The following is a 20,549-nucleotide window of genomic DNA, read 5'->3' on the forward strand; positions in this document are numbered from 1 at the left end:
GAATGCCATGATTGCGCACGAAATCAAGGCTTACGACCCATACCGGAGAGGCTAATTCAGACCATCATTTCCTTGGTCGCGGTAAGTTTCACATCCGGGTAATCACGCTCAACCCGGTCGATGTCCCATTGCAGGCGGGTAAGGTAAACGATGTCGCCGTCGTGGTCATGAGCGATGTGCTGTTTGTTGCTTTCGGTAAACTTATCAACGGCTTGTTTCATGCCGTTCACCCAGCGGGCCGAAGTGAATTGCGAGGGCTCAAACCGCACCGGCAGCCCGTATTCCAGCTCGATCCGGCTGGCGAGCACTTCGAATTGCAACTGGCCAACAACGCCCACAACAAAACCCGAGCCGATGGAGGGTTTGAACACTTTCGCGGCACCTTCTTCGGCAAATTGCATCAGCGCTTTCTCAAGGTGTTTCGCTTTCAGCGGATCGCCCGCGCGGACCGATTGTAGCAATTCGGGCGCGAAGGAGGGGATACCGCTGACGCGCAGGGCTTCGCCTTGGGTCAGCGTGTCACCGATGCGCAGCTGCCCGTGGTTGGGGATGCCGATGATGTCACCGGCCCAAGCCTCTTCGGCCAATTCGCGGTCTGAGGCCAAGAACATCACCGGGTTGGAGATTGTCATCGGTTTTTTCGTGCGCACATGGGTCATTTTCATGCCCCGCTCGAAATGACCCGAGGCGAGGCGGACAAAGGCCACGCGGTCGCGGTGTTTCGGGTCCATGTTCGCCTGCACTTTGAAGACAAAGCCCGCGACCTTGGTTTCTTCGGGCAAAATCTGACGTGGCGTGGCGGCTTGGATTTGCGGCTCTGGCCCGTATTTGGCGATGCCTTCCATCAATTCGCGCACGCCGAAAGAGTTGATGGCAGAGCCAAACCAAATCGGCGTCAGCGTCCCTTCGTGCATGGCCTTGAGGTCCAGAGGCGGCAGCAACTCACGCGCCATCTCCAAATCTTCGCGCAGCTTTTCCAGCAGGGCGGCGGGGACGTGCTGTTCAAGTTTGGGATCGTCCAGCCCTTCGATCTTGATGCTGTCAGCCACACGGTTCCGGTCGGCGCGGTCCATCAGTTCCAGACGGTCGCGCAGCATGTCATAGCAGCCCACGAAATCGCGGCCCACACCGATGGGCCAGCTTGCGGGCGTCACGTCGATGGCGAGGTTCTCTTGGATTTCGTCAATGATCTCAAAGGTGTCGCGGCTCTCGCGGTCCATCTTGTTACAGAAGGTCAGGATCGGCAGATCGCGCATCCGACAGACTTCGAACAGCTTTTGCGTCTGGCTTTCCACACCTTTGGCGCCGTCGATCACCATCACGGCGGCATCCACCGCCGTCAGCGTGCGGTAGGTATCTTCCGAAAAATCCGAGTGGCCGGGTGTGTCGACGAGGTTGAACCGGTAGTTGGTGTCACCGCTGTGGAAATCGAACGACATGGCCGAGGCCGAGACCGAAATCCCCCGGTCCTTTTCCATCGCCATAAAGTCAGACCGCGTGCGCCGCGCTTCGCCCTTGGCGCGCACTTGGCCAGCCATCTGAATGGCCCCGCCGAACAGGAGGAACTTTTCAGTCAGCGTGGTCTTGCCCGCGTCAGGGTGGCTGATGATCGCAAAGGTGCGACGGCGCGCGATCTCGGCGGGCAGGGCGGGGCGGTTTTGCGGCGTGTCCAACATCCGCCCCATATAGGCTGCGCCGCGACCGGGCGCAATCTGGCCATTGCTGCGAATCGGCTCTGGGCCTAGCATGAGAACATAAGTGGTACATGGAGGGATTTGCGATGGAACTGAAAGAGATTGCTCAAGAGTTGGTAAACGGCTGCCGGGCCGGTGCCGCCAAGGTGCGCGAGAACCTAGATAAATTATATGCCGAAGATGCCGTTTCGGTAGAGGCCGCGGATATGGGCGGGCAGGGGCGTGAGACCCATGGGATCAAGGCGATCCACGGCAAACACGACTGGTGGGAAAACGCCATGGAAGAGCACGCGACTGAAGTCTCTGGCCCGTTTTATTTCGGCGATGAGCAGTTCAGCGCAATCTTCAAGGTCGACGCCACCGACAAGCAAAGCGGCGACCGCTTTCAGATGGAAGAGATCGGCGTTTACCACGTGAAAGACGGCAAAATCGTCCGGGAAGAGTTTCACTACGCCGTTGAGGCCCCCTAACGGGTTGAGGCTTTGCGCAGCAGCGCCGCCGCATCGGGGCGGTTGAGCAACGCCTCGGCCAGATCGAGCCCGGCGTGGGGCAGGTCGGAATGGCCGGGGATCACCTCGCCCAAGGCCGCGGCCATTTCCGGCGGTAGGACAGAGCGGGTTCGGCTGTCGACCAGCATGGATTCGGCGGCGATCCCCTCGGCATAGATGATCTGATGACTGTCAAACAGCAGTTGGAAGTAGTCGACAAAGCCGCCGTCCTGCACCGTCACGCTGTCACCGTTCACCAGATGCCGCGCCTTCACCAGCAATTCGGACCGGCCCGCACCCATCTCATCGCTGCGTTGATAGATGAAAAGCCGGTGGTCGGGGCTGACGATCAGGTCATGTTCGTTGTTCAGCGTGCCTGCCTGAATGCGGATCGGGGCGAATTCGCCCACCGCGCGCAGGGTGCTTTGACCGATCCAGCGTAGGGTTTGAATGCCATCGTCGCGGGTCAGGATGCGGTCACCGATATGGAGGTCTTCGATGCGGCGTAGCTCGCCGGTGCTGAGCGAGATATGGGTGCCGCGTGTGAAGGACACGCAGGCCAGTTGGCCGAATTTCTGCTGCGCGGTTTGGGTATCAATCCCAACAATGCGGTAGCCCGTTTGTGGGGTCAGCGGCCCCAGAGGCAAGAGGTAAACCTCAGCGGCGCGCCCTTGGCCATCGACCTCGACCAGCAGGAGCGCCTCTTGGGTCTGGCCGTCGGGCGACATCAGTGTGAGCAGGCTGTCGAGATGCAGGTCAGCGCCGGGGGTGCCCACGCCGGTATCCTCGGCAAGCTGCAATTGATCCCCCGGCAGGGTCAGCAGAGACAGGCGCTGTGGCTCCGCCGCGCGGTCCAACTCATAGACATCATCCAACACCAATTCGGCGGCAAAACTCAGCGCATCGCCCATATTCGCCCCGTCGCTCGCGCGGAGTTGTGCGGCACGGTAGACGGCAATGGTCTGGGCAGGGGCGGTGCGGGTGCGGGACATGACGGGCCTTTGGTTCAGGGGCTTTCGCCAGCGAGATAAGGTAGAATTGTGGCCCGCATGGGTCAAGGCTCGGGTGATTTGCTGGCATTGGCCGCAGGGCGTGGTAGGCATATGCAAATGCATAGGAGGAATCGCAAAATGGATTTGGGAATCAAGGGGAAGAAGGCGCTGGTCTGTGCCTCATCCAAAGGGCTTGGCCTTGGCTGCGCCGAAGCGCTGGCGGCGGCAGGGGTCAACCTTGTGATGAACGCACGCGGCGCAGAGGCGCTTGAGGCGTCGGCAGAACGTATCCGTCAGGACTATGGCGTCGAGGTCGTCACCGTGGCGGCGGATGTGGCCACCGAAGAGGGGCAGGCGCTGGTCATCAAGGCCGCTGAGGGCTGTGACATTCTCGTCAACAACGCGGGTGGCCCGCCTCCGGGGATGTGGCATGACTGGGACCGCGAAGATTTCATCAAGGCGCTCGACGCGAATATGTTGGCCCCCATCGCGTTGATCAAAGCGCTGGTGCCCGGCATGATGGAGCGCGGCTGGGGTCGGGTCGTGAACATCACCAGCCAGTCGGTGCGCGCGCCGATTGCTGTCTTAGGGCTGAGTAACTCGGCACGGACCGGGCTTACGGGCTATGTCGCGGGCACCGCGCGTCAGGTCGCGGGCAAGGGGGTCACGATCAACAACCTGCTGCCGGGCATCCATGCCACCGACCGCGCGGATTCGCTGGATGCGGGTGTGGTCAAGGCGAAGGGTATCACGCTGGACGAGGCCCGCGCCGAGCGGCAGGCGGGCATTCCCGCAGGCCGCTACGGCACCCGTGATGAATTCGGCGCGACCTGTGCGTTCCTTTGTTCGCAGCACGCGGGCTTCATCGTGGGTCAGAACCTGCTGCTGGATGGCGGCGGCACCAATCTCACCATGTAAGCAAAGCTTGGCCGGGACGCGCGTCCCGGCCATTGCGCTTCGCATCGGATCACATTCCTGACAGCAGCGGTTTCAGCGCTGGCGGGGATTGAGGGCGGCGGCTAACCCTTGAGGGTCAGCTTTTCGCAAAAGGTCCGTCCGCATGCAAACCACCGTTCTTGTCCTTCTTTTCGCGGCCATAATCCTTGCCAGCCTGCTGGTGGCCCCGCGCCGCGCAACGGTCGAAGGCTTCTTTGGCGGGGCCAACGCGGCGGGCCGTGCACCGGGGCTTTGGGTGCTGGTGCTAAGCCAAGTCACCACATGGATTTTCGCCCGCAGCCTGATGAACGCCGCGATCTTAGGCTATTTCTACGGCATCGCAGGCACACTGGCCTATGCGGCCTATTATGGCTCATTCCTTACGGGCGGCTATATCGTCGGCCACCTGCGCCGCGGCGGGGCGCGCTCGGTGCAGGACTGGCTGGGCGGGCAGTTCGGGAGCGCGGGCACGACGGCCTATAACCTCGTGATCGGGCTGCGGCTGCTGTCCGAGGTCTTTGCCAATCTGCTGGTCGTCGCGCTGATTTTCGAGGCTGTCTGGCCCGGGTCTGGCACGCTGGCGGTGCTGATCGTTGCAGCTTTGGGCTTTGGCTATTCGGCATGGGGCGGGCTTTCCGCCGCGCTGCGCACGGATGTGGTGCAGATGCTGGTCTTTCTTGTTGTTTTCGGCCTTGCGCTTGGCGCGCTGCTGCTGAGCCCGGGGTTCGAGCTTGGCGCGGTGCTGAGTGCGCCGGGCGTCTCGGGGTCCTACAACGGTTGGGTGCTTTTGGCGGTCGCCCTGTTGCAGGTCTTTTCCTACCCCGCCCATGACCCGGTGATGATGGACCGCGGCTTTCTGGCCGATGAGGCAACCACGCGGGCCTCTTTCCTGCACGCCTTTTGGATTTCGACACTCTGCATCATCGGCTTTGGCTTTTTCGGCATCCAAGCCAGCCTGACCGGTGCGGCCTATGAAGGCGAATTGATCGGCACATGGGGGCAGATGTTTCCGGGCTGGATTTTCGTGGCGCTGATGCTGTCGCTGCTCGTCTCGGCGCTGTCGACGCTCGATTCCGCATTGGCCTCGGCCGCGCGGCTGATGGTCGAAGAATGGCGCATCGCGCCGCGCAGCCTGAGGGGCGGGCGGCTGGTGATGGCGGGGTTCATGGCGCTTGGTGCGCTGTTGACGCTCTGGGGCAATGCCACGCTTTTCGATGCCGTGGCGGTCAGCGGGACCGCGTCGATGTTCCTTACCCCGGTGCTGCTGGTGGGGCTGGTGGCGGGGCGCCGCATCGCGGTCTGGAGTTACCTCGCCGCCTTTGCCGCCGCGATGCTGGGGGCTGCGGCCTATTTCGCGCGGGGCTGGGCGCCGGTGGCGACCCTCCTGCCCGAGGGGCATAAATACGAGCAATTGTTGGTGGTTTGCGTGATCGTGCTGCTGGCCGGGTTCGCAGCGGTGCTTGCGGGGGCGCGGCGGGGCTGATAGCTGGGTTTCCGAGTGATTTGATCGGATACCGCAGTTTCCATGAGTGACCCCACCCCCCGACTGGAAATCCGCAATTTGCGCCGCGCCTATGGCGGGCGGCAGGTTGTCGATGACGTGTCTTTGCAGATCATGCCGGGGCAGGTGACCTGCCTGCTCGGCCCCTCGGGCTGCGGCAAATCCACCACGCTGCGCATGATCGCGGGCGTTGAGATGCAAGACAGCGGCACGATCCACGTCGATGGCAAGCTGATCTGCGACACCATGTTCCGCGTCCCCCCAGAGCGGCGCGAGATTGGGCTGATGTTTCAGGATTTCGCCCTGTTCCCGCATCTGAGCGTGGCCGACAACGTGGGCTTTGGCCTCAAGAAGGGCACCAAGGCCGAGAAGCGCAAGCGGATTGAGGAATTGCTCGAACGGGTGGACCTTCTGCGCTATATCGACGGCTATCCGCACCAGCTTTCGGGCGGGGAGCAGCAGCGCGTGGCGCTGGCCCGTGCGTTGGCACCGCAGCCGCGCATCATGCTGATGGATGAGCCGTTTTCAGGCCTCGACAACCGTTTGCGCGACGGCATCCGCGATGAGACCCTGAGCATCCTGAAAGAAGAGGACACTGCTGTTCTGCTGGTCACCCATGAGCCGGATGAGGCGATGCGCATGGCCGATGAGATCGCGCTGATGCGCGACGGCAAGATCGTCCAGCAGGGCGCGCCCTATAACGTCTATACGCGGCCCGTCGATCGCGCCTCTGTCGCATTTTTCAGCGATGCCAATGTGCTTGAGGCCACGGTGACCGGGGCGCTGGCCGATACCGTCTTTGGCCAATTCCTTGCCCCGGGGGTGCCCGATGGCACGCCGGTAAATATTGTCTTTCGCCCGCAACACCTGCGCATCGACTTTGACCGGGCGGGCAAAGGCCCACGCCCCACGGCGACCGATGGCACCCCGGCCCGGGCCGTGGTGGAACGCGCGCGCTTTATGGGGAACGAAAGCCTTGTTGAATTTGTGTTGGAAGAGGACGGATCGCGGCTCAAGGCCACGGTGCCGAATGTCTTTTTGCCGCAACCCGGCGCCGTCATGTGGCTGACCGTGCGCCGCGACCGCTGCTTCGTCTTTCCGGTGATGGCATGACGCCCCTGATGGTAGAATTCGGCATGGGGTCGTCCCTGCGCCGGGCCGACTATACGCAGGCCGCGACACGCGCGGTGCAGGATGCGCTGTGGCATAACTCGATCAATCTGGCAGAGCTTTTTGGTTTCGATAGGTCCGCCATGCGGATCATCCTCGACGTGGGCGTGCAACGGCCCGATCTGGTCGACCCCGAAGCGCTGCGCGCGGTCTTTCCCTATGGCGAGGTGACGGTGAACCTGCATCACGGCGGGTTGGATGTGCCGCGCCCCGAAGGAGAGGGGAACCCAACCGTCATGGCGAATGTGGCCCTTTCCGTCGGTTTCGACATGGAGCCTGCCGATGACTGAGCAGCGGATCATCATCGAGATGGGCATGGGCAACGATCTGCACGGGATGGACTATACCAAAGCCGCCGCCCGCGCGATCGAGGATGCCCTGCGCCATTCCTCTCTGCCGCTTTTCGGCGCGCTTGACGTGACCCCGGACCAAATGCGCGTGCAGGTTACCGTGGCGGTGCAAGAGCCTGAAAAGGTGGATGTCGACGCGCTGGTGGCCAATCTGCCGCGTGGCCGGGCCGAGGTACGTGCCGTGAAGGGCGGGCTGAACGTGCCGACGGGGCAGGATACCATCGTGATCGCGCAGGCGAGTGTCGAGGCGTTCTTGCCGCTGCAGACCGGTTGGCAACTGAATGACTGAGCCGGGGGGCAGACCGTCCGGGCGGTCTGGGTCAGCCCGGCGCACCTGCGCCCTTGATTCCGGGCTAGGGGTGGTAGTCAGCCAGCGTTTTGCCCGGCTCGTCGACGAACAGCTCTGGCAAGGCCTCGGCGCTCTCGATCTGATCGATCGCGTAGGTAGCAAATCCCTTTTCATCTTCGCACCAGGCGGTCAGCATCCAAAACCGCCCCCAATTCTCAACCTTCAGTGGCCGTAGCACGCGGGTCTCTTTCCCCGCGACCCCGATCCGCAGCTTCTGACGCGCCAGCACGGCGGCGCGCAGCACCGGCAGATGGGCAAAAACCCGTGTGGCATTGCCCTGTGCCGCCAGCGCCTGCGACCAAGCGGCCCCCTCTACGATGGTCTCGGTCGGCAAAACTGCGTCGAACTTGGCGGCCAATGTTTCTGCCGCGCCCTGCAAGGCGGGGTCTCCAACCTCTGCCGCAACGGCAAGGCCGAGGTTCAGCGCCTCCAATTCAGACGGGGTTAGGGTCAGCGGGGGCAGGGTGATCGCCGGGGTGATCCGATAGCCTTCGCCCCGCGTCCCGACGATGGACAGGCCCGCCGCGCTGAGCTTGCCCATATCGCGGTAGATCGTGCGAGGGGAGACGCCAAGCCGCCGGGCCAAATCCTCGGCCCGGTGCAGCCGCCCATCCCGCAGCCTGTCGATCAACCGCACGAGCCGATCTTCGGTTTTCGTTGACACCATGACACCTCCTCACGCTCCTGACAAAAACATGTCATAAGGGGAATTGCACGCCCGAAAATCGGCAGTCCTTCGCCCGCAGCACCGCCCATCCGCCGCTTTGCCCCTTCATGGTCCTGCCGCCGCCCGCTATCACAGGCAGGACGGCGCTGCATGACTTGCGCCAAACATGATGGGAGAACAGACATGTTGAACAATATCGGACTGCCGGGCCTGCTGCTGATCGCGGTTGTCGTGCTGGTGCTTTTCGGCCGCGGCAAGATTTCCTCGCTTATGGGTGAAGTTGGCAAAGGCATCACCAGCTTCAAAAAGGGCATCAGCGAAGGCGAAGAAGAGACCAAGCGCAGCGACGACATCAAACATGTCGACGAAGTGCACCATGCCGACCTGCCCGAGCATGCCGATCAAGGCACGCATCCCAAGACCGACCTGAAGGCCGACAAGGACCGGGTGTAACCCGATGTTCGATCTGGGTTGGACAGAACTTTTAGTCATCGGCGTGGTGGCCCTGATCGTGGTCGGCCCCAAGGATCTGCCCGTGCTGTTTCGGCGCGTCGGGCAATTCGTGGGCAAGGCCAAGGGCATGGCGCGTGAATTCAGTCAGGCCATGAATGACGCCGCCGACGAAAGCGGTATGCGCGAGATGTCGTCGTCGCTGAACAAGTCGCTGAAAACCGCGACCAACCCGCTGGGCAGCGCCATGGATGAGGTGAAGGACGCGACCCGCTCACTGACCAACTTTGACCCCGAGAGCGAGACCGGCAAATTGGCGGCGCAAAAGGCCGAGGATGTGAAGAAGATCCAAGCCAGCACCGCCCGCGCCGCAGCCGAGCGCAAGCAACGCGAAGCGGCAGAAGCCATGTCTCAGGCCGAGGCGGCAGAGGCGAAGTTGTCTGACGCGACCCCGGCCCGGGACGAAGCTGCGAAAGCTGCACCGGCACGGCCCGTGATCGAGAAAGACGCGGCACCAGCCAAGGCGGCGCCTGCTAAAGCGGCCTCGACCAAAGCGGCGCCGGTCAAAACAGCGGCCAAAGCACCGGCCAAAGCAGCGCCGAAAAAGCCTGCTGCCAAGAAACCCGCTGCGAAAAAGCCTGCCGCCAAAAAGCCAGCGGCAGCCAAACCCGCTGCGAAAAAAGAGTAAGTTAAATGAGCGCCTCCGACGACTATGAGATCGACGATAGCTCGGCCCCGTTGATCGAACATCTGGCCGAACTGCGCACGCGGCTCATCCATTCGGTCATCGCCTTCATCATCGGTATGGTGATCTGTTTTACCGTCTGGAACCCGATCTTTAACTTCCTGACCGAACCGCTGTGCTCGGCCATGGCGGAACGGGGCCAAGAGGATTGCGGGCTGATCCTGATCAAACTGCAAGAAGGTTTCTTTGTCGCGATCTCGATCTCGCTCTTGGGTGGTCTGGTGCTGGGCTTTCCCTTCATCAGCTACCAGCTGTGGCGTTTCGTGGCACCGGGTCTCTACAAGAACGAAAAGGGCGCTTTTCTGCCCTTCTTGATCTCCTCGCCGGTGATGTTCTTCCTTGGTGCGGCCTTTGCCTTTTACGTCGTCACGCCGCTGGCCTTCGATTTCTTCCTTGGGTTCCAGCAGGCGGGCACGCTCGTCGGTGAGGGGCCAGAGGGTGAGAACGGCATCGCGGCCATCGCATTCCAAGGCTCGGCGCAGGAATACCTCTCGCTTACGATCAAGTTCATCGTGGCCTTTGGCCTGTGCTTCCAGCTTCCCGTGCTGCTGACCCTGATGGGCAAGGCAGGGCTGGTCAGTTCCGAAGGTCTGGGCAACGTGCGCAAATATGCCGTGGTGGCGATCCTAGTGCTGGCAGCCCTTGTCACGCCGCCAGATGTGATCACGCAGGTGATCTTGTTTGTTGTGGTCTATGGCCTTTATGAAATCTCGATCTTCCTCGTGCGCCGGGTGGAGAAAAAGCGCGACGAGAAGCTGCGCGAAGAGGGCTACTTTGACGACGAAGACGAGGAAGACCTGCTGTGATCGACGATCCGATGGACCGTATTGCGGCGGCGCTGGAGCGCATGTCTCCGGCGCCGCTGTCCGCCCCCAACTTTGACGCGGCGACGGCGTTTGTTTGGCACACCGATCCTGACCGACTGGTGCCGGTGCCGCAGGTGGCGCGGATTGACCTGTCACTGTTGATTGGCGTCGACCGGGCGCGGGATACCCTTCTGGCCAACACCCGGCAATTCGCGGCAGGTTTGCCTGCGAACAACGCGCTGCTCTGGGGTGCGCGTGGCATGGGGAAATCCAGTCTTGTCAAAGCGATACACGCAGATGTTCAGGCATCACATGAAGTGTTGCGCATCGTGGAACTGCAGCGCGAAGACCTGCCCTCGGTCGGGCGGCTACTGACCCTGCTGCGCGGGGCGTCGCAGCGGTTTATCCTGTTTTGCGATGACCTCAGTTTCGGCCATGACGACGCGCATTACAAGTCGCTGAAGGCGGTACTGGATGGCGGCATTGAGGGGCGGCCCGATAACGTGGTGCTCTACGCCACCTCGAACCGCCGTCATCTGATGCCGCGCGACATGATCGAAAATGAGCGGGGCAGTGCGATCAACCCTTCGGAGGCGGTCGAAGAAAAGGTCTCTCTCTCCGACCGTTTTGGGCTTTGGCTTGGGTTCCATCCCTGCGATCAAGACCAATATTTGGCGATGATCCGCGGCTATTGCGATGCCTTCGGCGTAGAGATCGACGACAACACCCTGCGCGCAGAGGCTGTCGAATGGCAGGCCACTCGCGGGGCGCGGTCGGGCCGGGTGGCATGGCAGTATTTCGTGGATTTGGCTGGCCGAAAGGGCGTTCCCGTTTCGGGAGGGTGACCGCGCCTGTCTGGTCTTCAGCAAAGAGGCCCGCAAGTTCTGCGGGCCTTTTTTTGTTTGATTACTGGATGTAGGGCGTCGGATCGACGCTCTCAAAGCCCTTGCGGACCTCGAAATGCACATGCGATTCCGATCCGCCGCGCAGTTTGGCGATCTGCTGGCCCCGGCTGACGGTATCGCCCTTGGCGACATTCACGCCGTCCACATTGGCATAGACCGTGAGCAGGTTGTCCGGGTGGCGCACCACGACAATCGGGATGCCCTCGGCGCTTTTGGTGATCGCGGCCACGGTGCCTCCTTCGGCGGCCTTCACCGGCCCGCCGGGGTTGCCCTTGATGTTGATGCCCTCGTTCTTGCCCTTGGAATAGGCGCGGATGATGGAGCCTTGAACCGGCGGCGTCATCTTTGTCGTTTTTGCTGGGGCGGTGGGCTTGCCGACATCGGCCACAGGCTCTTTCGGCTCGACTTTGGGAGGCAATGGTTTGGCCGTCTCATCCTGCGGCAGCGGTTTGGCCGCCGAGGGGGGCGTCGGCGTGGGGCTGCCCGCGCCGGGCGCGCTGGTGACAGGTTGCACGGGGCGCGAGGCGGCGGCACTGGATGCGGTGTTGGTCGCCTGACGTGGGGGCGCTTGTTTCTCTACCGGGATCAGCAGGAATTGCCCCTCGCGGATCGCGAAATCGGGGCCGAGGCCGTTCCACTCCGCCAGCGCTTTGACCGGCACGTTATAGAGGCGCGCAACGGTATAGGCGGTCTCGCCACGCTCGACCCGGTGGCGCACCGGCTCTTTCGCCGATTGCGGCGCGCTAGGCTGAGGCGCTGTGGGCTGCGGCGCGGTGGTGCCGGTGCTTGCAGGGGGCAGGCTTTGGGTTTGCACGCTTGGGGTCGCCGGGGCGCGGTCGATGGCGCTGCCCGCAAGGGTGGTGATATCGACGGCGCCATTGGTGCCGGGGGCAGGTTCGGCGACCCGTCGGGGCAGGGCGATGATCTCTCCTTGGCGAAGCGGGACGCCCGGATCAATGCCGTTGTAGCGTGCGAGTTCGCCGCTGTCGGCCCCCACACGCGCGGCCACGTCTTTCAGCGTATCGCCACGGCGGGCGACGGCGACTTGATAATTGGGGTAAGCGATCACGCCCCGGGCGTCGGGCTTGGGGCGGTCCGCCAAGGGGCCGCGTGCCGCTTCGGCGGTGGAAAACCCATCGCCAAAGGTGCTGCGCATATCGTAATCCAGTGGCTGATTTTCGCAACCTGCCAGCAGTATCGCACTGGTCCCGGCCATTAGGGTCAGCCGCATGGGGCGGCGCAAGCGTGTTTGGCGCATCTGCAAGTCCTCATCTTCGCCCCAGACGGTAAGGGGCGTTGTCCGTGTCTCTCTAACCTATTAGCCGTCCTTGCCCAAGCCTTCCAGCAGGGGGACAAAACGCACGGCGCGCAATTCGTCGTATTCCAGCCCATCAGCGGTCTTTCGCACGCGGATGAGGTGTTGGACGGTGTCGGATTGGCCGACGGGCAACACCATGATGCCGCCTTCCTTGAGCTGGGCCAGCAGGGGGCCGGGCGGGTCTTCGGCGGCGGCGGTCACGATGATCCGGTCAAAGGGTGCTTGTTCGGCAAGGCCAAAGCTGCCGTCGGCGGTGATCGCGGTGATGTTGTTAAGATCCATCGCCTCAAACACGCCCCGCGCCTCTTGCACCAAGCGCCGGTGCCGGTCGATCGTATAGACCCGCCGCGCGAGCTTGCTGAGGATCGCGGCCTGATAGCCCGAGCCGGTGCCGATTTCGAGCACCTTATCGCGCGAGGACACCTGCAAGGCTTGACTCATCAACCCCACCACAGAAGGCTGGCTAATGGTCTGACCGCAGGCGATGGGCAGGGGCATATCCTCATAGGCGCGGCTGGCAAAGAGGCCGCGAATGAAAGGGCCGCGGTCGATCGCTTCCATCGCTGTCAGCACGCGCGCATCGGTCACGCCCTTGGAGCGCAGCGCATAGAGGAACTGCATTTTGCGTTCCGCCTCAGAGATCGGCTCTTCGTTCATCCGTTGATGCCCGACAATGTTTCAAGCGCTGCGTGGTCGGTCAGGTCGCAGCGCATTGGCGTGACCGAGACATAGCCATCAAGGTTCACACAGGCGTCACTGCCGGGCGCTGTTTGCACGCGCTGATCGCCACCCTTGATCCACAAAAAGCGGCGGCCCGAGGGCGACAGATGCGCTTCGGTGGAAAACCCGGTGCCGGGGCGACGGCCCTGAGGGGCCAGCCGGATGCCGCGCACATCGGCGCCCGCGACGGGGGGGAAGTTTACGTTATAAAACAGGCCGTAGGCGGCATCTTCGCTGGGGCTATGCTCCAGAATGCGGCGACAGGTCTCGACGCCATGCTGGGCTGCGGCCTCAAACGGATCAGCCAGATCGCGGTTGGCGGGGCCGTAGTATTGCGACAGGGCGATGGCGGGCAGACCCTGCAAGGCCGCCTCGATCGCGCCGCCGAGCGTGCCGGAATAAAGCGCGTTCTCAGCCGCGTTGTTGCCCCGGTTCACGCCCGAAAGCACCAGATCGGGTGGCGCGGCGGTCATCGTGTCGTGGATCGCGGCAAGAACGCAGTCAGCGGGAGAGCCTTCGGTGGCAAAGACGCGGTCGTCCAATTGCGAAATCATCATCGGTTTGGTGTAGCTGATGCAATGGCCGACGCCGGATTGCTCAAACGCGGGTGCGACGGTCCAGACCTCGCCCTTGGGCCCGGCCAATTCCTCGGCAATGGCGCGCAGCACGGCCAGACCGGGCGCGTTGATGCCGTCATCGTTTGTAATCAAAATACGCATGAAAGGCCCCTTTTTGCCTTGATAGGCGAGGGGCGGACCGGCGGCAAGCGCAGCGCGCCGGTGCCGCGCGGTTCACAAGGCGGAGTTTTCCGACAGTTGCGCCAATACCGCAGCGGCCTGCGTGGCGGTGTCACTGAGCGCTGCGCGGTCTTCACCGGGAAAGAAACGCGCGCGGGTGGCAGTGGGCATCGGGTCGGGGGTGAGGATATGCACGCGCGGGCCGATCTGCGCGGTTTCAACCTGCCAAGAGGTCGCCAGCGCGATCTGCGCGGCCTTGGTCGACCCGTAGCTGCCGAAGAATTTCGTGCCAGCACGCGGATCATCAAAAAAGACCGCCGTCCCCTCTGCCCCCAAAAGCGGGGAGACAAAGGTGATCAGCCGCGCCGTGGCGGTGACATTGCCCGCGATGGATTTCTCCATATCCTTGGCGTCAATGTGATCGGTGGGCGTTAGTGGGGCTGCGTGCACGGCGCAGTGCAGCCAGAGGTCAAGCCCGCCCCAACGGTCGTGGATGCCCCGGCAAAGCACCGCCATCGCATCGGCGTTGGTGATGTCCATCGGGGCCAGTGTGGCGCTGCCACCCTCGGCTTGGATACGGTCATCTAGCTCTTCCAACGCGCCGGTCGTGCGACCGACGGCGATGATGTGGTGGGTGGGGGCCAAAGCCTCTGCCAGAGCGGCCCCAAGGCCGCGCGACGCGCCGGTGATTAATGCTGTCTTGCTCATGCCCGCGATGTGCACTGCCCCGGGCGGCAGGTCAAGAGGCGAGGTGTCGCGCCTCCTTGAGCCGCTCAGCCCTGCGGCAGGCGCAGCACTTTGTTGCCGCGGCGGCTGGAAAGCACCAATGTGCCTTGCCCAATGGCCGCAACAACGCCGCCAGCGACTTGGTCGCCCACTTCAACGCGGGAGATTTTGCCGCCGCCTTCGCGGATCAGCGCGCCGGGCGTAGCGTCGCTGCCGAAAATACCAATCAGCGCTGTGCTGGACAGATCGGCCTTTTCAGTTGCCAGATCGGAGACTTTCTTTGGGGTCGGGGTCCCAGTGCTCGTCATGATGTGCCTTTCGCCTGTGATTGCGTTTTGCGCGGCAGTCCCCCGCGCTCGCAAGGCGTCAGCTAACCCCTGCCGCAATGCAGCGGAAGGGGGCGTTTTGGGGATGCGCAGGGTTCTGCCAGAGGGTCGGCAAAGCAGCGCCGACGACTCACTTGTAACGCTGCGACCTTTCGTAAGGCTTAACCTGAGTTAGCCCACGAAGGCCTTTTCGACGACGAAATGCTGGGGGTCGGAATTGGCGCCCTCGGTGAGGCCAAAACCTTCGAGGATCTCCATGATATCCTTGTTGAAGCCCAAGCTGCCGCAGACCATGGCGCGGTCGTGGGCGGCGTTGATCTGAGGCACGCCGAGATCTTTGAACACCGTGCCATCCTGCAAAAGGTTCGTGATCCGGCCCATCTTGGGGCTCTCTTCGCGGGTGGTGGTCGGGTAATAGCGGATCTTGGCGAGGTTTTCGGGGCCGATCAGCTCTTGCATCAGTTCGTCGGCCTTCAGCCCTTCGATCAACTGGCGGCCATATTCCAGTTCCGCCACATCGCGGCAGGTGTGGGTGACGATGACCTCATCGAATTTCTCATAGGTCTCAGGCTCGCGCAGCAGGCTGGCAAAGGGGGCAAAGCCCGTACCTGTGGCGAACATCCACAACCGGTCGCCCGGCAGCAGCGCGTCATGCACCAGCGTGCCTACGGGTTTGGGCCGCAGGATGATCTGATCGCCGGGCTGGATGTGCTGCAGTTTCGAGGTCAGCGGGCCGTCCTGCACTTTGATCGAATAGAACTCCAGCTCATCGTCCCACGCGGGGGAGGCGATGGAATAGGCGCGCAGCAGGGGTTTTTGTTTGCCCGTCTCGGGGTGCGGATCGCCCATCAGGCCGATCATGACAAACTCGCCCGAGCGGAAGCGCAAGGACGCGGGCCGCGATACCCGGAACGAGAAAAGCTGATCCGTCCAGTGGGTGACAGAGGTCACGGTCTGGGCGTCGGGCAACGTCGGGACGGGCTTGGCGGCGGTTTGGTTCACTGTGCTCTGCTCGGTCATCATGGTTTCCGCAAATCGGTTTGCGGCCTCTACTTATGGCAAGGAAGGGGGGAGGGCAATGAAGCGGCCTATTTGGCCGCCGCTGCCTGTGGGGAGGCTCCGCGAAGGCGGGACTGATAGTCATGGGCCTGCCAATCGGCGCGGGCCAGCCATTGGTCCTCAGGTTGACGCGCGGCCAGATCATCGTCGATCTCAACCTCATCAAAACCCGCGCGGCGGGCCATGGCGTATTGATCGGCCAGCACATGCCCGCGGGCGCGCAGACGGCCCGTGTAGCCGCGGAGGCGCAAAACGCGCGCGATGGTAAAACCGCGCCCATCCGCGAAAGAGGGGAAGTCGACGCGGATCATCTCAAGCGCCGGGGTCAGCGTGAGGGCATGTGCATCGGCGTCAGAGGCCAGATCGACGGCGCGGCAATCGTTCGCGGCGCCATCTTCGCAATAGCCTTGGGTCCAGTCGTCGGCGGTGAAACCTGTGTCGGTGACGAGTACGCTCATGATTTGTCTCCTGTTCGGACCACTTTGCCGTTCACAAAGTGGATGCCGCATTCTTCTTTGTTCTGATCGCGCCAGCGCCCGGCACGCGGGTCTTCGCCGGGTGCCACGGGCGAGGTGCAGGGTGCGCAGCCGATCGAGGGATAGCCCTTGGCCACCAGCGGATGCCGGGGCAGGCGGTTCTCGGTGATGTAATCGGCCACATCCGAGGTTGCCCAATAGGCCAGCGGGTTCACCTTGATGCGCGGGGCAGCGCCATCGTCGGGGATCTCGACCTCAAAGAACTCCAAGGCCGCGCGGCTGCCGGATTGAAAGCGTTTGCGCCCGGTGATCCAGCCGTCATAGCCCGCCAGCGCGTTTTGCAAGGGCCGCGTTTTGCGCAATGCGCAGCAGGCGTCGGTGTCATACTGGTGCAGCGTGCCATCGGGATCCTGTGCTGCGATCTCTTCGCTGCGCAGGGTGGTGACCTTGCGCAGGCCCAGCCGCTCGCTCAGTTCTTGCTGGTAGACGAGCGTTTCGGCAAAGAGCATCTCGGTGTCGATAAAGAGCACCGGGATATCCCGCGACACCATTGAGGCAAGGTGCAAGAGCGCCACCGATTCCGCGCCAAAGCTTGAGACGAGGGTGAGGTTCTCGATCTCGGCATAGGCGCGGCGGATGACATCCGTCGCCCCGTGGTGGCGCAGGTCCGCGTTGAGCCGTACGACTTTTTCCTCGACCGCGCGCAGCCCCTCGGGGGGCGGCGCATCGGTATTTGAGAAAGGATGAAGTTCAGGGGTGTCAAGCGGCATTGGCCCGGTCCTTATTGGCCGTCTCGGGGTAGAGCACCGCTTTGAAAGGCGCGAGGCCGAGGCGGCGGTAGGCTTGCAAGAAGGTCTCTGCAGGATCGTTGCGCAGGTCGAGATAGCCCAAAACAAGGCGTTCGATGGCCGGAATGATCTCCTCGGCTGAGAAGCCGGGACCGGTGCGGGTGCCAAGGCTCGCGTCCTCGGTGCCATCGCCGCCGAGGGTGATCTGGTAGTTCTCCACGCCCGCGCGGTCGAGGCCGAGGATCCCGATGTGGCCCACGTGGTGATGGCCGCAAGCGTTAATGCAGCCTGAGATCTTGATCTTGAGCGGGCCCACGTCATGCTCCAGCTTCAGCTCGTCGAAACGGGTGGCGATTTCTTGGGCGATGGGGATCGAGCGGGCGGTGGCCAGCGCGCAATAGTCCATGCCGGGGCAAGCGATGATGTCCGAGATCAGGCCGATGTTGGCGGTGGCCAGCTTGGCCTCTTTCAGGGCGGCATGCAGTTCGGGCAGGTCGCTGCGGTGCACGTGGGGCAGGATCACGTTCTGCTCGTGGCTGATGCGCAGCTCGTCATCGCCAAATCGGCGGGCGAGGTCTGCCATCACGCGCATCTGGTCGGCTGTGGCATCACCCGGTGTGGCGCCGTGGGCCTTGAGGCTGATCGACACGATGGCATAGCCCGGCGCGCGGTGCTCGGCGAGGTTGGTATCGGCCCATGCGCGGAAGACCGGATCGTTGGTATAAGCAGACTCGTAGGCCGCGAGGGAGGCGGTTTTGAACTGGGGTGCTGCGAAATCGGATTCAATGCGCGACAGCACTTGTTGATCCACGCCGGTGAATTGGCTGCGGATCAGCGCGTATTGCGCGTCAACGCGGGCGCGGATGTCTTCGATGCCGTTTTCATGCACGGTGATCTTGATGCGCGCCTTGTACTTGTTGTCGCGGCGACCGAGCACGTTGTAGACGCTGACGATGGCTTCGAGCGTGGGCAGCAGATTGTCGGCGCTGACAAATTCATAGAGCACCTTGCCGATCATCGGGGTGCGGCCAAGGCCACCGCCGACGATCACCTCGAAACCTTGTTGGCCGTCACGCTCAACGATGCGCAGGCCGATGTCATGGGCCTTGATCACCGCGCGGTCAGCCTCGGCACCGGTGACGGCGACCTTGAACTTGCGCGGCAGGAACTGGAATTCCGGGTGGTCGGTGGACCACTGGCGGATCAGTTCGGCCACGGGGCGTGGGTCTGCGACCTCATCGGCGGCGGCCCCGGCGAAATGGTCCGCCGTCACGTTGCGGATCGTGTTGCCGGAGGTTTGGATGGCGTGCAGGTTTACCTTGGCCAGCGCGTCGAGCATGTCGGGCACGTCGCGCAGCTCGGGCCAGTTGTACTGGATGTTCTGGCGCGTGGTAAAATGGCCGTAGCCTTTGTCCCACTTCTCGGCGATATAGGCGAGTTGGTCCATTTGCGCGCTGCTCAGCGTGCCATAGGGGATCGCCACCCGCAGCATATAGGCGTGCAGTTGCAAGTAGAGCCCGTTCATCAGGCGCAGGGGTTTGAACTCATCCTCAGTAAGCGAGCCGTCGATGCGGCGCTCGACTTGGGCGCGGAACTGGGCGTTGCGCTCGGCGAGGAATTTGTCGTCGAATTCGGTATAGCTGTACATCACAGGGTCTCCTGTTTGCCGTGGGCGTAGTTCGACGGGCCTTTGGCGCGGAACTCTTCGCGAAAGTGTGTGGGTTTGGGGCCGCTGGCCTTGGGGGCCACATCGGCGAGGTAGACGCCGACAACCAAATCCTGCTGGCTCAGCGCATCGATCAGGCGCAGATCGGCGTCGGCCTCATCGGTCAGCACTTCGGCTTCGGAAAGGCTGCGGGTCCAGCCTGTGGCGGTTTGATAGATGACATCGCCTTCGAGCAGCGCATTGGCGGTGATGACCTTGGGGGTGAAAGGCTTGGGCATATCAGGCCAGCTCCTCTAGCGGGGTTTGGGTGGCAGCTTGGACGGCGGCGCGCGGGGCGAGGCCGTAGAAGGTAAGCGCGGGGCCGGTCATTTCAGCATCGGCCAGATCGCGCGGCAGATCGTTGAGCGTGGTGGACACCACCCGCTGATCGGCGCGCGAGGCGTTTTCGATCACGGTGACGGGCGTGGCGCGGTCGGCGCCGTGCATCAGCAGGCGGCCTTGGACAAAGCGGGCGGATTTCTTACCCATATAGATCGCGGCGACCTCATTCGGGCGGGCGAGCGCGGCCCAGTCGTGATCGGCGAAGCCTTTCATGTCGTGCCCGGTCAGGAAGCGGACCGAGGCATTGCGGCCCCGTTTGGTCAGGCTTTGACCGATGCCCGCCACAGCGGCGGAGGCGGCGGTGATGCCGGGCACGATGTGCCAGCCGATGCCATGGGCGTCGACCGCGTCGATCTCTTCGTCAAGGCGGCCAAAGACGGTGGCATCGCCGGATTTCAGCCGCACGACCTGTGCGCCGCTTTGGGCGTGCTCGACCAGCAGGGCGTTGATGTGCTCTTGGGCCGTGGAGGGGCCAAAGCCCTCTTTGCCCACGTCGATCATCAGCGCTTCGCGGCGGGCGAGTTCGAGGATTTCGGGGCTGATCAGGCGGTCGTAGATCACCACGTCGGCCTCATCCAGCGCGCGGCGAGCTTTGAGCGTCAGCAGTTCCGGATCGCCGGGGCCGCCGCCAACGAAAGCCACATGACCGTCGCGGGCTTCGCGGGCGAGGTGGGTCTGCAACAGGTCTTTCAACGCCGGGCGCACGCTATCCTTGCCTTCGGCCATGGCGCGGGGGCCAGTGGCGAAGTAATACTCACGCCAGAAATCGCGGCGCGCCCGGCCCATGGGCAGGGCGTCGGCCAGCTTGCGAAAGCCTTTGCCGATCCGCGCGAGCGGGCCAAGGGTGACGGGCAGACGCTCTTCCAAGTCGGCTTTGATGGCGCGGGCCAGCACCGGGGCGGCGCCTTCGGTGCCGATGGCCACGGTCACCGGGTCACGGTCGACGATGGCGGGGGTGATGAACTGGCTATCATGCAGGTTGTCGACGATGTTCATCAATACGCCCGCCGCGCGGGCAAGGGCTGCATTCTCGGCATCCAGCGCGTCATCTTCATCGGCTGCGTAGAACAATAGTGCACCGGGCAGGTCGGTGGCAGTGAGGGCGCGGCGGTGCAGGGTCAGCTTGCCCGCCGCCTGCCATTCGACAAGCTCTGGCGCGGGGTCGGGCGCAAAGATATGCAGCGCAGCTTTGGTCTTCATCAGCAGGCGCAACTTGGCCAGCGCCGCTTCGCCGCCGCCGGAAAGGAGGATCTTTTGCTCGCTCGTGGCGAGGAAGATGGGAAAGTGATCCATGATGCG

Annotated in this window: 24 protein-coding genes; 10 read left to right on the forward strand and 14 right to left on the reverse strand. The window is 63.1% G+C overall.

Translation table 11 applies throughout. The annotated features are described in order from the left end of the window. Positions 1–56: 56 nt before the first annotated feature. A complete protein-coding gene (locus T8A63_RS06120) occupies positions 57–1,676 on the reverse strand; it encodes a peptide chain release factor 3 (protein ID WP_322345682.1) in 1,620 nt (539 codons plus the stop codon). A 104-nt stretch (positions 1,677–1,780) separates the two neighbouring features. Between T8A63_RS06120 and T8A63_RS06125 the strand changes: the two genes are divergently transcribed. Beyond that, on the forward strand, positions 1,781–2,164 hold the full coding sequence (locus tag T8A63_RS06125) for a nuclear transport factor 2 family protein (RefSeq protein ID WP_322345279.1): 384 nt from the start codon (positions 1,781–1,783) through the stop codon (positions 2,162–2,164). Here T8A63_RS06125 and T8A63_RS06130 read toward each other — a convergent pair. After that, positions 2,161–3,174 carry a Hint domain-containing protein gene (locus tag T8A63_RS06130; RefSeq protein ID WP_322345280.1) on the reverse strand — a complete coding sequence of 338 codons (1,014 nt, stop codon included), beginning with the start codon at positions 3,172–3,174 and terminating at the stop codon, positions 2,161–2,163. The two genes, T8A63_RS06125 and T8A63_RS06130, sit on opposite strands and share 4 nt — an antisense overlap. Positions 3,175–3,312: 138 nt before the next feature. Between T8A63_RS06130 and T8A63_RS06135 the strand changes: the two genes are divergently transcribed. From T8A63_RS06135 to T8A63_RS06155, 5 genes are all read left to right on the forward strand, one after another. Beyond that, positions 3,313–4,092: an SDR family oxidoreductase gene (locus T8A63_RS06135; protein WP_067941767.1), complete on the forward strand. Its 780-nt coding sequence runs from the start codon at positions 3,313–3,315 to the stop codon at positions 4,090–4,092. A gap of 142 nt (positions 4,093–4,234) precedes the next feature. Next, positions 4,235–5,593 carry a sodium:proline symporter gene (locus T8A63_RS06140; RefSeq protein ID WP_322345281.1) on the forward strand — a complete coding sequence of 453 codons (1,359 nt, stop codon included), beginning with the start codon at positions 4,235–4,237 and terminating at the stop codon, positions 5,591–5,593. A gap of 42 nt (positions 5,594–5,635) precedes the next feature. Then, positions 5,636–6,724, forward strand: coding sequence for an ABC transporter ATP-binding protein (locus T8A63_RS06145; protein WP_322345282.1), 1,089 nt, complete (start codon positions 5,636–5,638; stop codon positions 6,722–6,724). Then, positions 6,721–7,071 (forward strand): Lin0512 family protein, encoded by a 351-nt coding sequence (locus T8A63_RS06150; RefSeq protein ID WP_322345283.1) that lies wholly within the window; start codon positions 6,721–6,723, stop codon positions 7,069–7,071. Before T8A63_RS06145 ends, T8A63_RS06150 begins: the two co-directional genes overlap by 4 nt. Further along, the gene (locus tag T8A63_RS06155; protein WP_322345284.1) at positions 7,064–7,420 is read left to right on the forward strand and encodes a Lin0512 family protein; all 357 of its coding nucleotides are present in this window, start codon (positions 7,064–7,066) and stop codon (positions 7,418–7,420) included. The genes T8A63_RS06150 and T8A63_RS06155 overlap by 8 nt, the downstream gene beginning before the upstream one ends. Positions 7,421–7,484: 64 nt before the next feature. On the opposite strand, the gene T8A63_RS06160 is transcribed toward T8A63_RS06155, so the two are convergent. Then, positions 7,485–8,147 (reverse strand): helix-turn-helix transcriptional regulator, encoded by a 663-nt coding sequence (locus T8A63_RS06160; RefSeq protein ID WP_322345285.1) that lies wholly within the window; start codon positions 8,145–8,147, stop codon positions 7,485–7,487. 183 nt (positions 8,148–8,330) lie between these two features. Here T8A63_RS06160 and T8A63_RS06165 point away from each other — a divergent pair, with 183 nt between their 5' ends. Genes T8A63_RS06165 through T8A63_RS06180 form a run of 4 tightly spaced genes read left to right on the forward strand, consistent with a single transcriptional unit; the run spans position 8,331 to position 10,993 of the window. Then, positions 8,331–8,600: a twin-arginine translocase TatA/TatE family subunit gene (locus T8A63_RS06165; RefSeq protein ID WP_067940504.1), complete on the forward strand. Its 270-nt coding sequence runs from the start codon at positions 8,331–8,333 to the stop codon at positions 8,598–8,600. 4 nt (positions 8,601–8,604) lie between these two features. After that, positions 8,605–9,285, forward strand: coding sequence for a Sec-independent protein translocase protein TatB (tatB, locus tag T8A63_RS06170; protein WP_322345286.1), 681 nt, complete (start codon positions 8,605–8,607; stop codon positions 9,283–9,285). 5 nt (positions 9,286–9,290) lie between these two features. After that, positions 9,291–10,148 (forward strand): twin-arginine translocase subunit TatC, encoded by an 858-nt coding sequence (tatC, locus tag T8A63_RS06175; protein WP_067626153.1) that lies wholly within the window; start codon positions 9,291–9,293, stop codon positions 10,146–10,148. Continuing rightward, positions 10,145–10,993, forward strand: a complete 849-nt coding sequence (locus tag T8A63_RS06180) for an ATP-binding protein (protein WP_322345287.1) — start codon at positions 10,145–10,147, stop codon at positions 10,991–10,993. The genes tatC and T8A63_RS06180 overlap by 4 nt, the downstream gene beginning before the upstream one ends. Before the next feature lie 61 nt (positions 10,994–11,054). Here the strand turns inward: T8A63_RS06180 and T8A63_RS06185 are convergent, their stop codons facing one another. From T8A63_RS06185 to cysG, 11 genes are all read right to left on the reverse strand, one after another. Then, positions 11,055–12,311 carry a M23 family metallopeptidase gene (locus tag T8A63_RS06185; RefSeq protein WP_067626154.1) on the reverse strand — a complete coding sequence of 419 codons (1,257 nt, stop codon included), beginning with the start codon at positions 12,309–12,311 and terminating at the stop codon, positions 11,055–11,057. A gap of 60 nt (positions 12,312–12,371) precedes the next feature. Then, positions 12,372–13,028, reverse strand: a complete 657-nt coding sequence (locus tag T8A63_RS06190; protein ID WP_007120302.1) for a protein-L-isoaspartate(D-aspartate) O-methyltransferase — start codon at positions 13,026–13,028, stop codon at positions 12,372–12,374. Continuing rightward, positions 13,025–13,810: a 5'/3'-nucleotidase SurE gene (surE, locus tag T8A63_RS06195; RefSeq protein ID WP_322345288.1), complete on the reverse strand. Its 786-nt coding sequence runs from the start codon at positions 13,808–13,810 to the stop codon at positions 13,025–13,027. The genes T8A63_RS06190 and surE overlap by 4 nt, the downstream gene beginning before the upstream one ends. A 72-nt stretch (positions 13,811–13,882) precedes the next feature. Beyond that, positions 13,883–14,536 (reverse strand): SDR family NAD(P)-dependent oxidoreductase, encoded by a 654-nt coding sequence (locus T8A63_RS06200; RefSeq protein WP_120351303.1) that lies wholly within the window; start codon positions 14,534–14,536, stop codon positions 13,883–13,885. A 65-nt stretch (positions 14,537–14,601) separates the two neighbouring features. After that, positions 14,602–14,862, reverse strand: a complete 261-nt coding sequence (locus T8A63_RS06205) for a pilus assembly protein PilZ (RefSeq protein WP_067626161.1) — start codon at positions 14,860–14,862, stop codon at positions 14,602–14,604. Between the two features lie 189 nt (positions 14,863–15,051). Further along, on the reverse strand, positions 15,052–15,900 hold the full coding sequence (locus T8A63_RS06210) for a ferredoxin--NADP reductase (protein ID WP_067626163.1): 849 nt from the start codon (positions 15,898–15,900) through the stop codon (positions 15,052–15,054). Positions 15,901–15,968: 68 nt separating this feature from the next. Then, on the reverse strand, positions 15,969–16,397 hold the full coding sequence (locus tag T8A63_RS06215) for a DUF934 domain-containing protein (RefSeq protein WP_067626165.1): 429 nt from the start codon (positions 16,395–16,397) through the stop codon (positions 15,969–15,971). Further along, positions 16,394–17,185 carry a phosphoadenylyl-sulfate reductase gene (locus tag T8A63_RS06220; protein ID WP_067626167.1) on the reverse strand — a complete coding sequence of 264 codons (792 nt, stop codon included), beginning with the start codon at positions 17,183–17,185 and terminating at the stop codon, positions 16,394–16,396. The genes T8A63_RS06215 and T8A63_RS06220 overlap by 4 nt, the downstream gene beginning before the upstream one ends. After that, complete coding sequence (locus T8A63_RS06225; RefSeq protein WP_322345289.1) at positions 17,175–18,851, reverse strand: nitrite/sulfite reductase; 1,677 nt, start codon at positions 18,849–18,851, stop codon at positions 17,175–17,177. Before T8A63_RS06225 ends, T8A63_RS06220 begins: the two co-directional genes overlap by 11 nt. Continuing rightward, positions 18,851–19,147, reverse strand: coding sequence for a DUF2849 domain-containing protein (locus T8A63_RS06230; protein ID WP_322345290.1), 297 nt, complete (start codon positions 19,145–19,147; stop codon positions 18,851–18,853). The genes T8A63_RS06225 and T8A63_RS06230 overlap by 1 nt, the downstream gene beginning before the upstream one ends. Position 19,148: 1 nt before the next feature. Further along, positions 19,149–20,543 carry a siroheme synthase CysG gene (cysG, locus tag T8A63_RS06235; RefSeq protein ID WP_322345291.1) on the reverse strand — a complete coding sequence of 465 codons (1,395 nt, stop codon included), beginning with the start codon at positions 20,541–20,543 and terminating at the stop codon, positions 19,149–19,151. Positions 20,544–20,549 lie beyond the last annotated feature (6 nt).

This window comes from Sulfitobacter sp. OXR-159, assembly GCF_034377145.1.
Taxonomy (GTDB): Bacteria; Pseudomonadota; Alphaproteobacteria; order Rhodobacterales; family Rhodobacteraceae; genus Sulfitobacter.

Coding starts and splice junctions, on each gene's coding strand:
- T8A63_RS06120 (WP_322345682.1), bottom strand. CDS start 1,676: ATGTTGGACACGCCGCAAAACCGCCCCGCCCTGCCCGCCGAGATCGCG.
- T8A63_RS06125 (WP_322345279.1), top strand. CDS start 1,781: ATGGAACTGAAAGAGATTGCTCAAGAGTTGGTAAACGGCTGCCGGGCC.
- T8A63_RS06130 (WP_322345280.1), bottom strand. CDS start 3,174: ATGTCCCGCACCCGCACCGCCCCTGCCCAGACCATTGCCGTCTACCGT.
- T8A63_RS06135 (WP_067941767.1), top strand. CDS start 3,313: ATGGATTTGGGAATCAAGGGGAAGAAGGCGCTGGTCTGTGCCTCATCC.
- T8A63_RS06140 (WP_322345281.1), top strand. CDS start 4,235: ATGCAAACCACCGTTCTTGTCCTTCTTTTCGCGGCCATAATCCTTGCC.
- T8A63_RS06145 (WP_322345282.1), top strand. CDS start 5,636: ATGAGTGACCCCACCCCCCGACTGGAAATCCGCAATTTGCGCCGCGCC.
- T8A63_RS06150 (WP_322345283.1), top strand. CDS start 6,721: ATGACGCCCCTGATGGTAGAATTCGGCATGGGGTCGTCCCTGCGCCGG.
- T8A63_RS06155 (WP_322345284.1), top strand. CDS start 7,064: ATGACTGAGCAGCGGATCATCATCGAGATGGGCATGGGCAACGATCTG.
- T8A63_RS06160 (WP_322345285.1), bottom strand. CDS start 8,147: ATGGTGTCAACGAAAACCGAAGATCGGCTCGTGCGGTTGATCGACAGG.
- T8A63_RS06165 (WP_067940504.1), top strand. CDS start 8,331: ATGTTGAACAATATCGGACTGCCGGGCCTGCTGCTGATCGCGGTTGTC.
- tatB (WP_322345286.1), top strand. CDS start 8,605: ATGTTCGATCTGGGTTGGACAGAACTTTTAGTCATCGGCGTGGTGGCC.
- tatC (WP_067626153.1), top strand. CDS start 9,291: ATGAGCGCCTCCGACGACTATGAGATCGACGATAGCTCGGCCCCGTTG.
- T8A63_RS06185 (WP_067626154.1), bottom strand. CDS start 12,311: ATGCGCCAAACACGCTTGCGCCGCCCCATGCGGCTGACCCTAATGGCC.
- T8A63_RS06190 (WP_007120302.1), bottom strand. CDS start 13,028: ATGAACGAAGAGCCGATCTCTGAGGCGGAACGCAAAATGCAGTTCCTC.
- surE (WP_322345288.1), bottom strand. CDS start 13,810: ATGCGTATTTTGATTACAAACGATGACGGCATCAACGCGCCCGGTCTG.
- T8A63_RS06200 (WP_120351303.1), bottom strand. CDS start 14,536: ATGAGCAAGACAGCATTAATCACCGGCGCGTCGCGCGGCCTTGGGGCC.
- T8A63_RS06205 (WP_067626161.1), bottom strand. CDS start 14,862: ATGACGAGCACTGGGACCCCGACCCCAAAGAAAGTCTCCGATCTGGCA.
- T8A63_RS06210 (WP_067626163.1), bottom strand. CDS start 15,900: ATGACCGAGCAGAGCACAGTGAACCAAACCGCCGCCAAGCCCGTCCCG.
- T8A63_RS06215 (WP_067626165.1), bottom strand. CDS start 16,397: ATGAGCGTACTCGTCACCGACACAGGTTTCACCGCCGACGACTGGACC.
- T8A63_RS06220 (WP_067626167.1), bottom strand. CDS start 17,185: ATGCCGCTTGACACCCCTGAACTTCATCCTTTCTCAAATACCGATGCG.
- T8A63_RS06225 (WP_322345289.1), bottom strand. CDS start 18,851: ATGTACAGCTATACCGAATTCGACGACAAATTCCTCGCCGAGCGCAAC.
- T8A63_RS06230 (WP_322345290.1), bottom strand. CDS start 19,147: ATGCCCAAGCCTTTCACCCCCAAGGTCATCACCGCCAATGCGCTGCTC.
- cysG (WP_322345291.1), bottom strand. CDS start 20,543: ATGGATCACTTTCCCATCTTCCTCGCCACGAGCGAGCAAAAGATCCTC.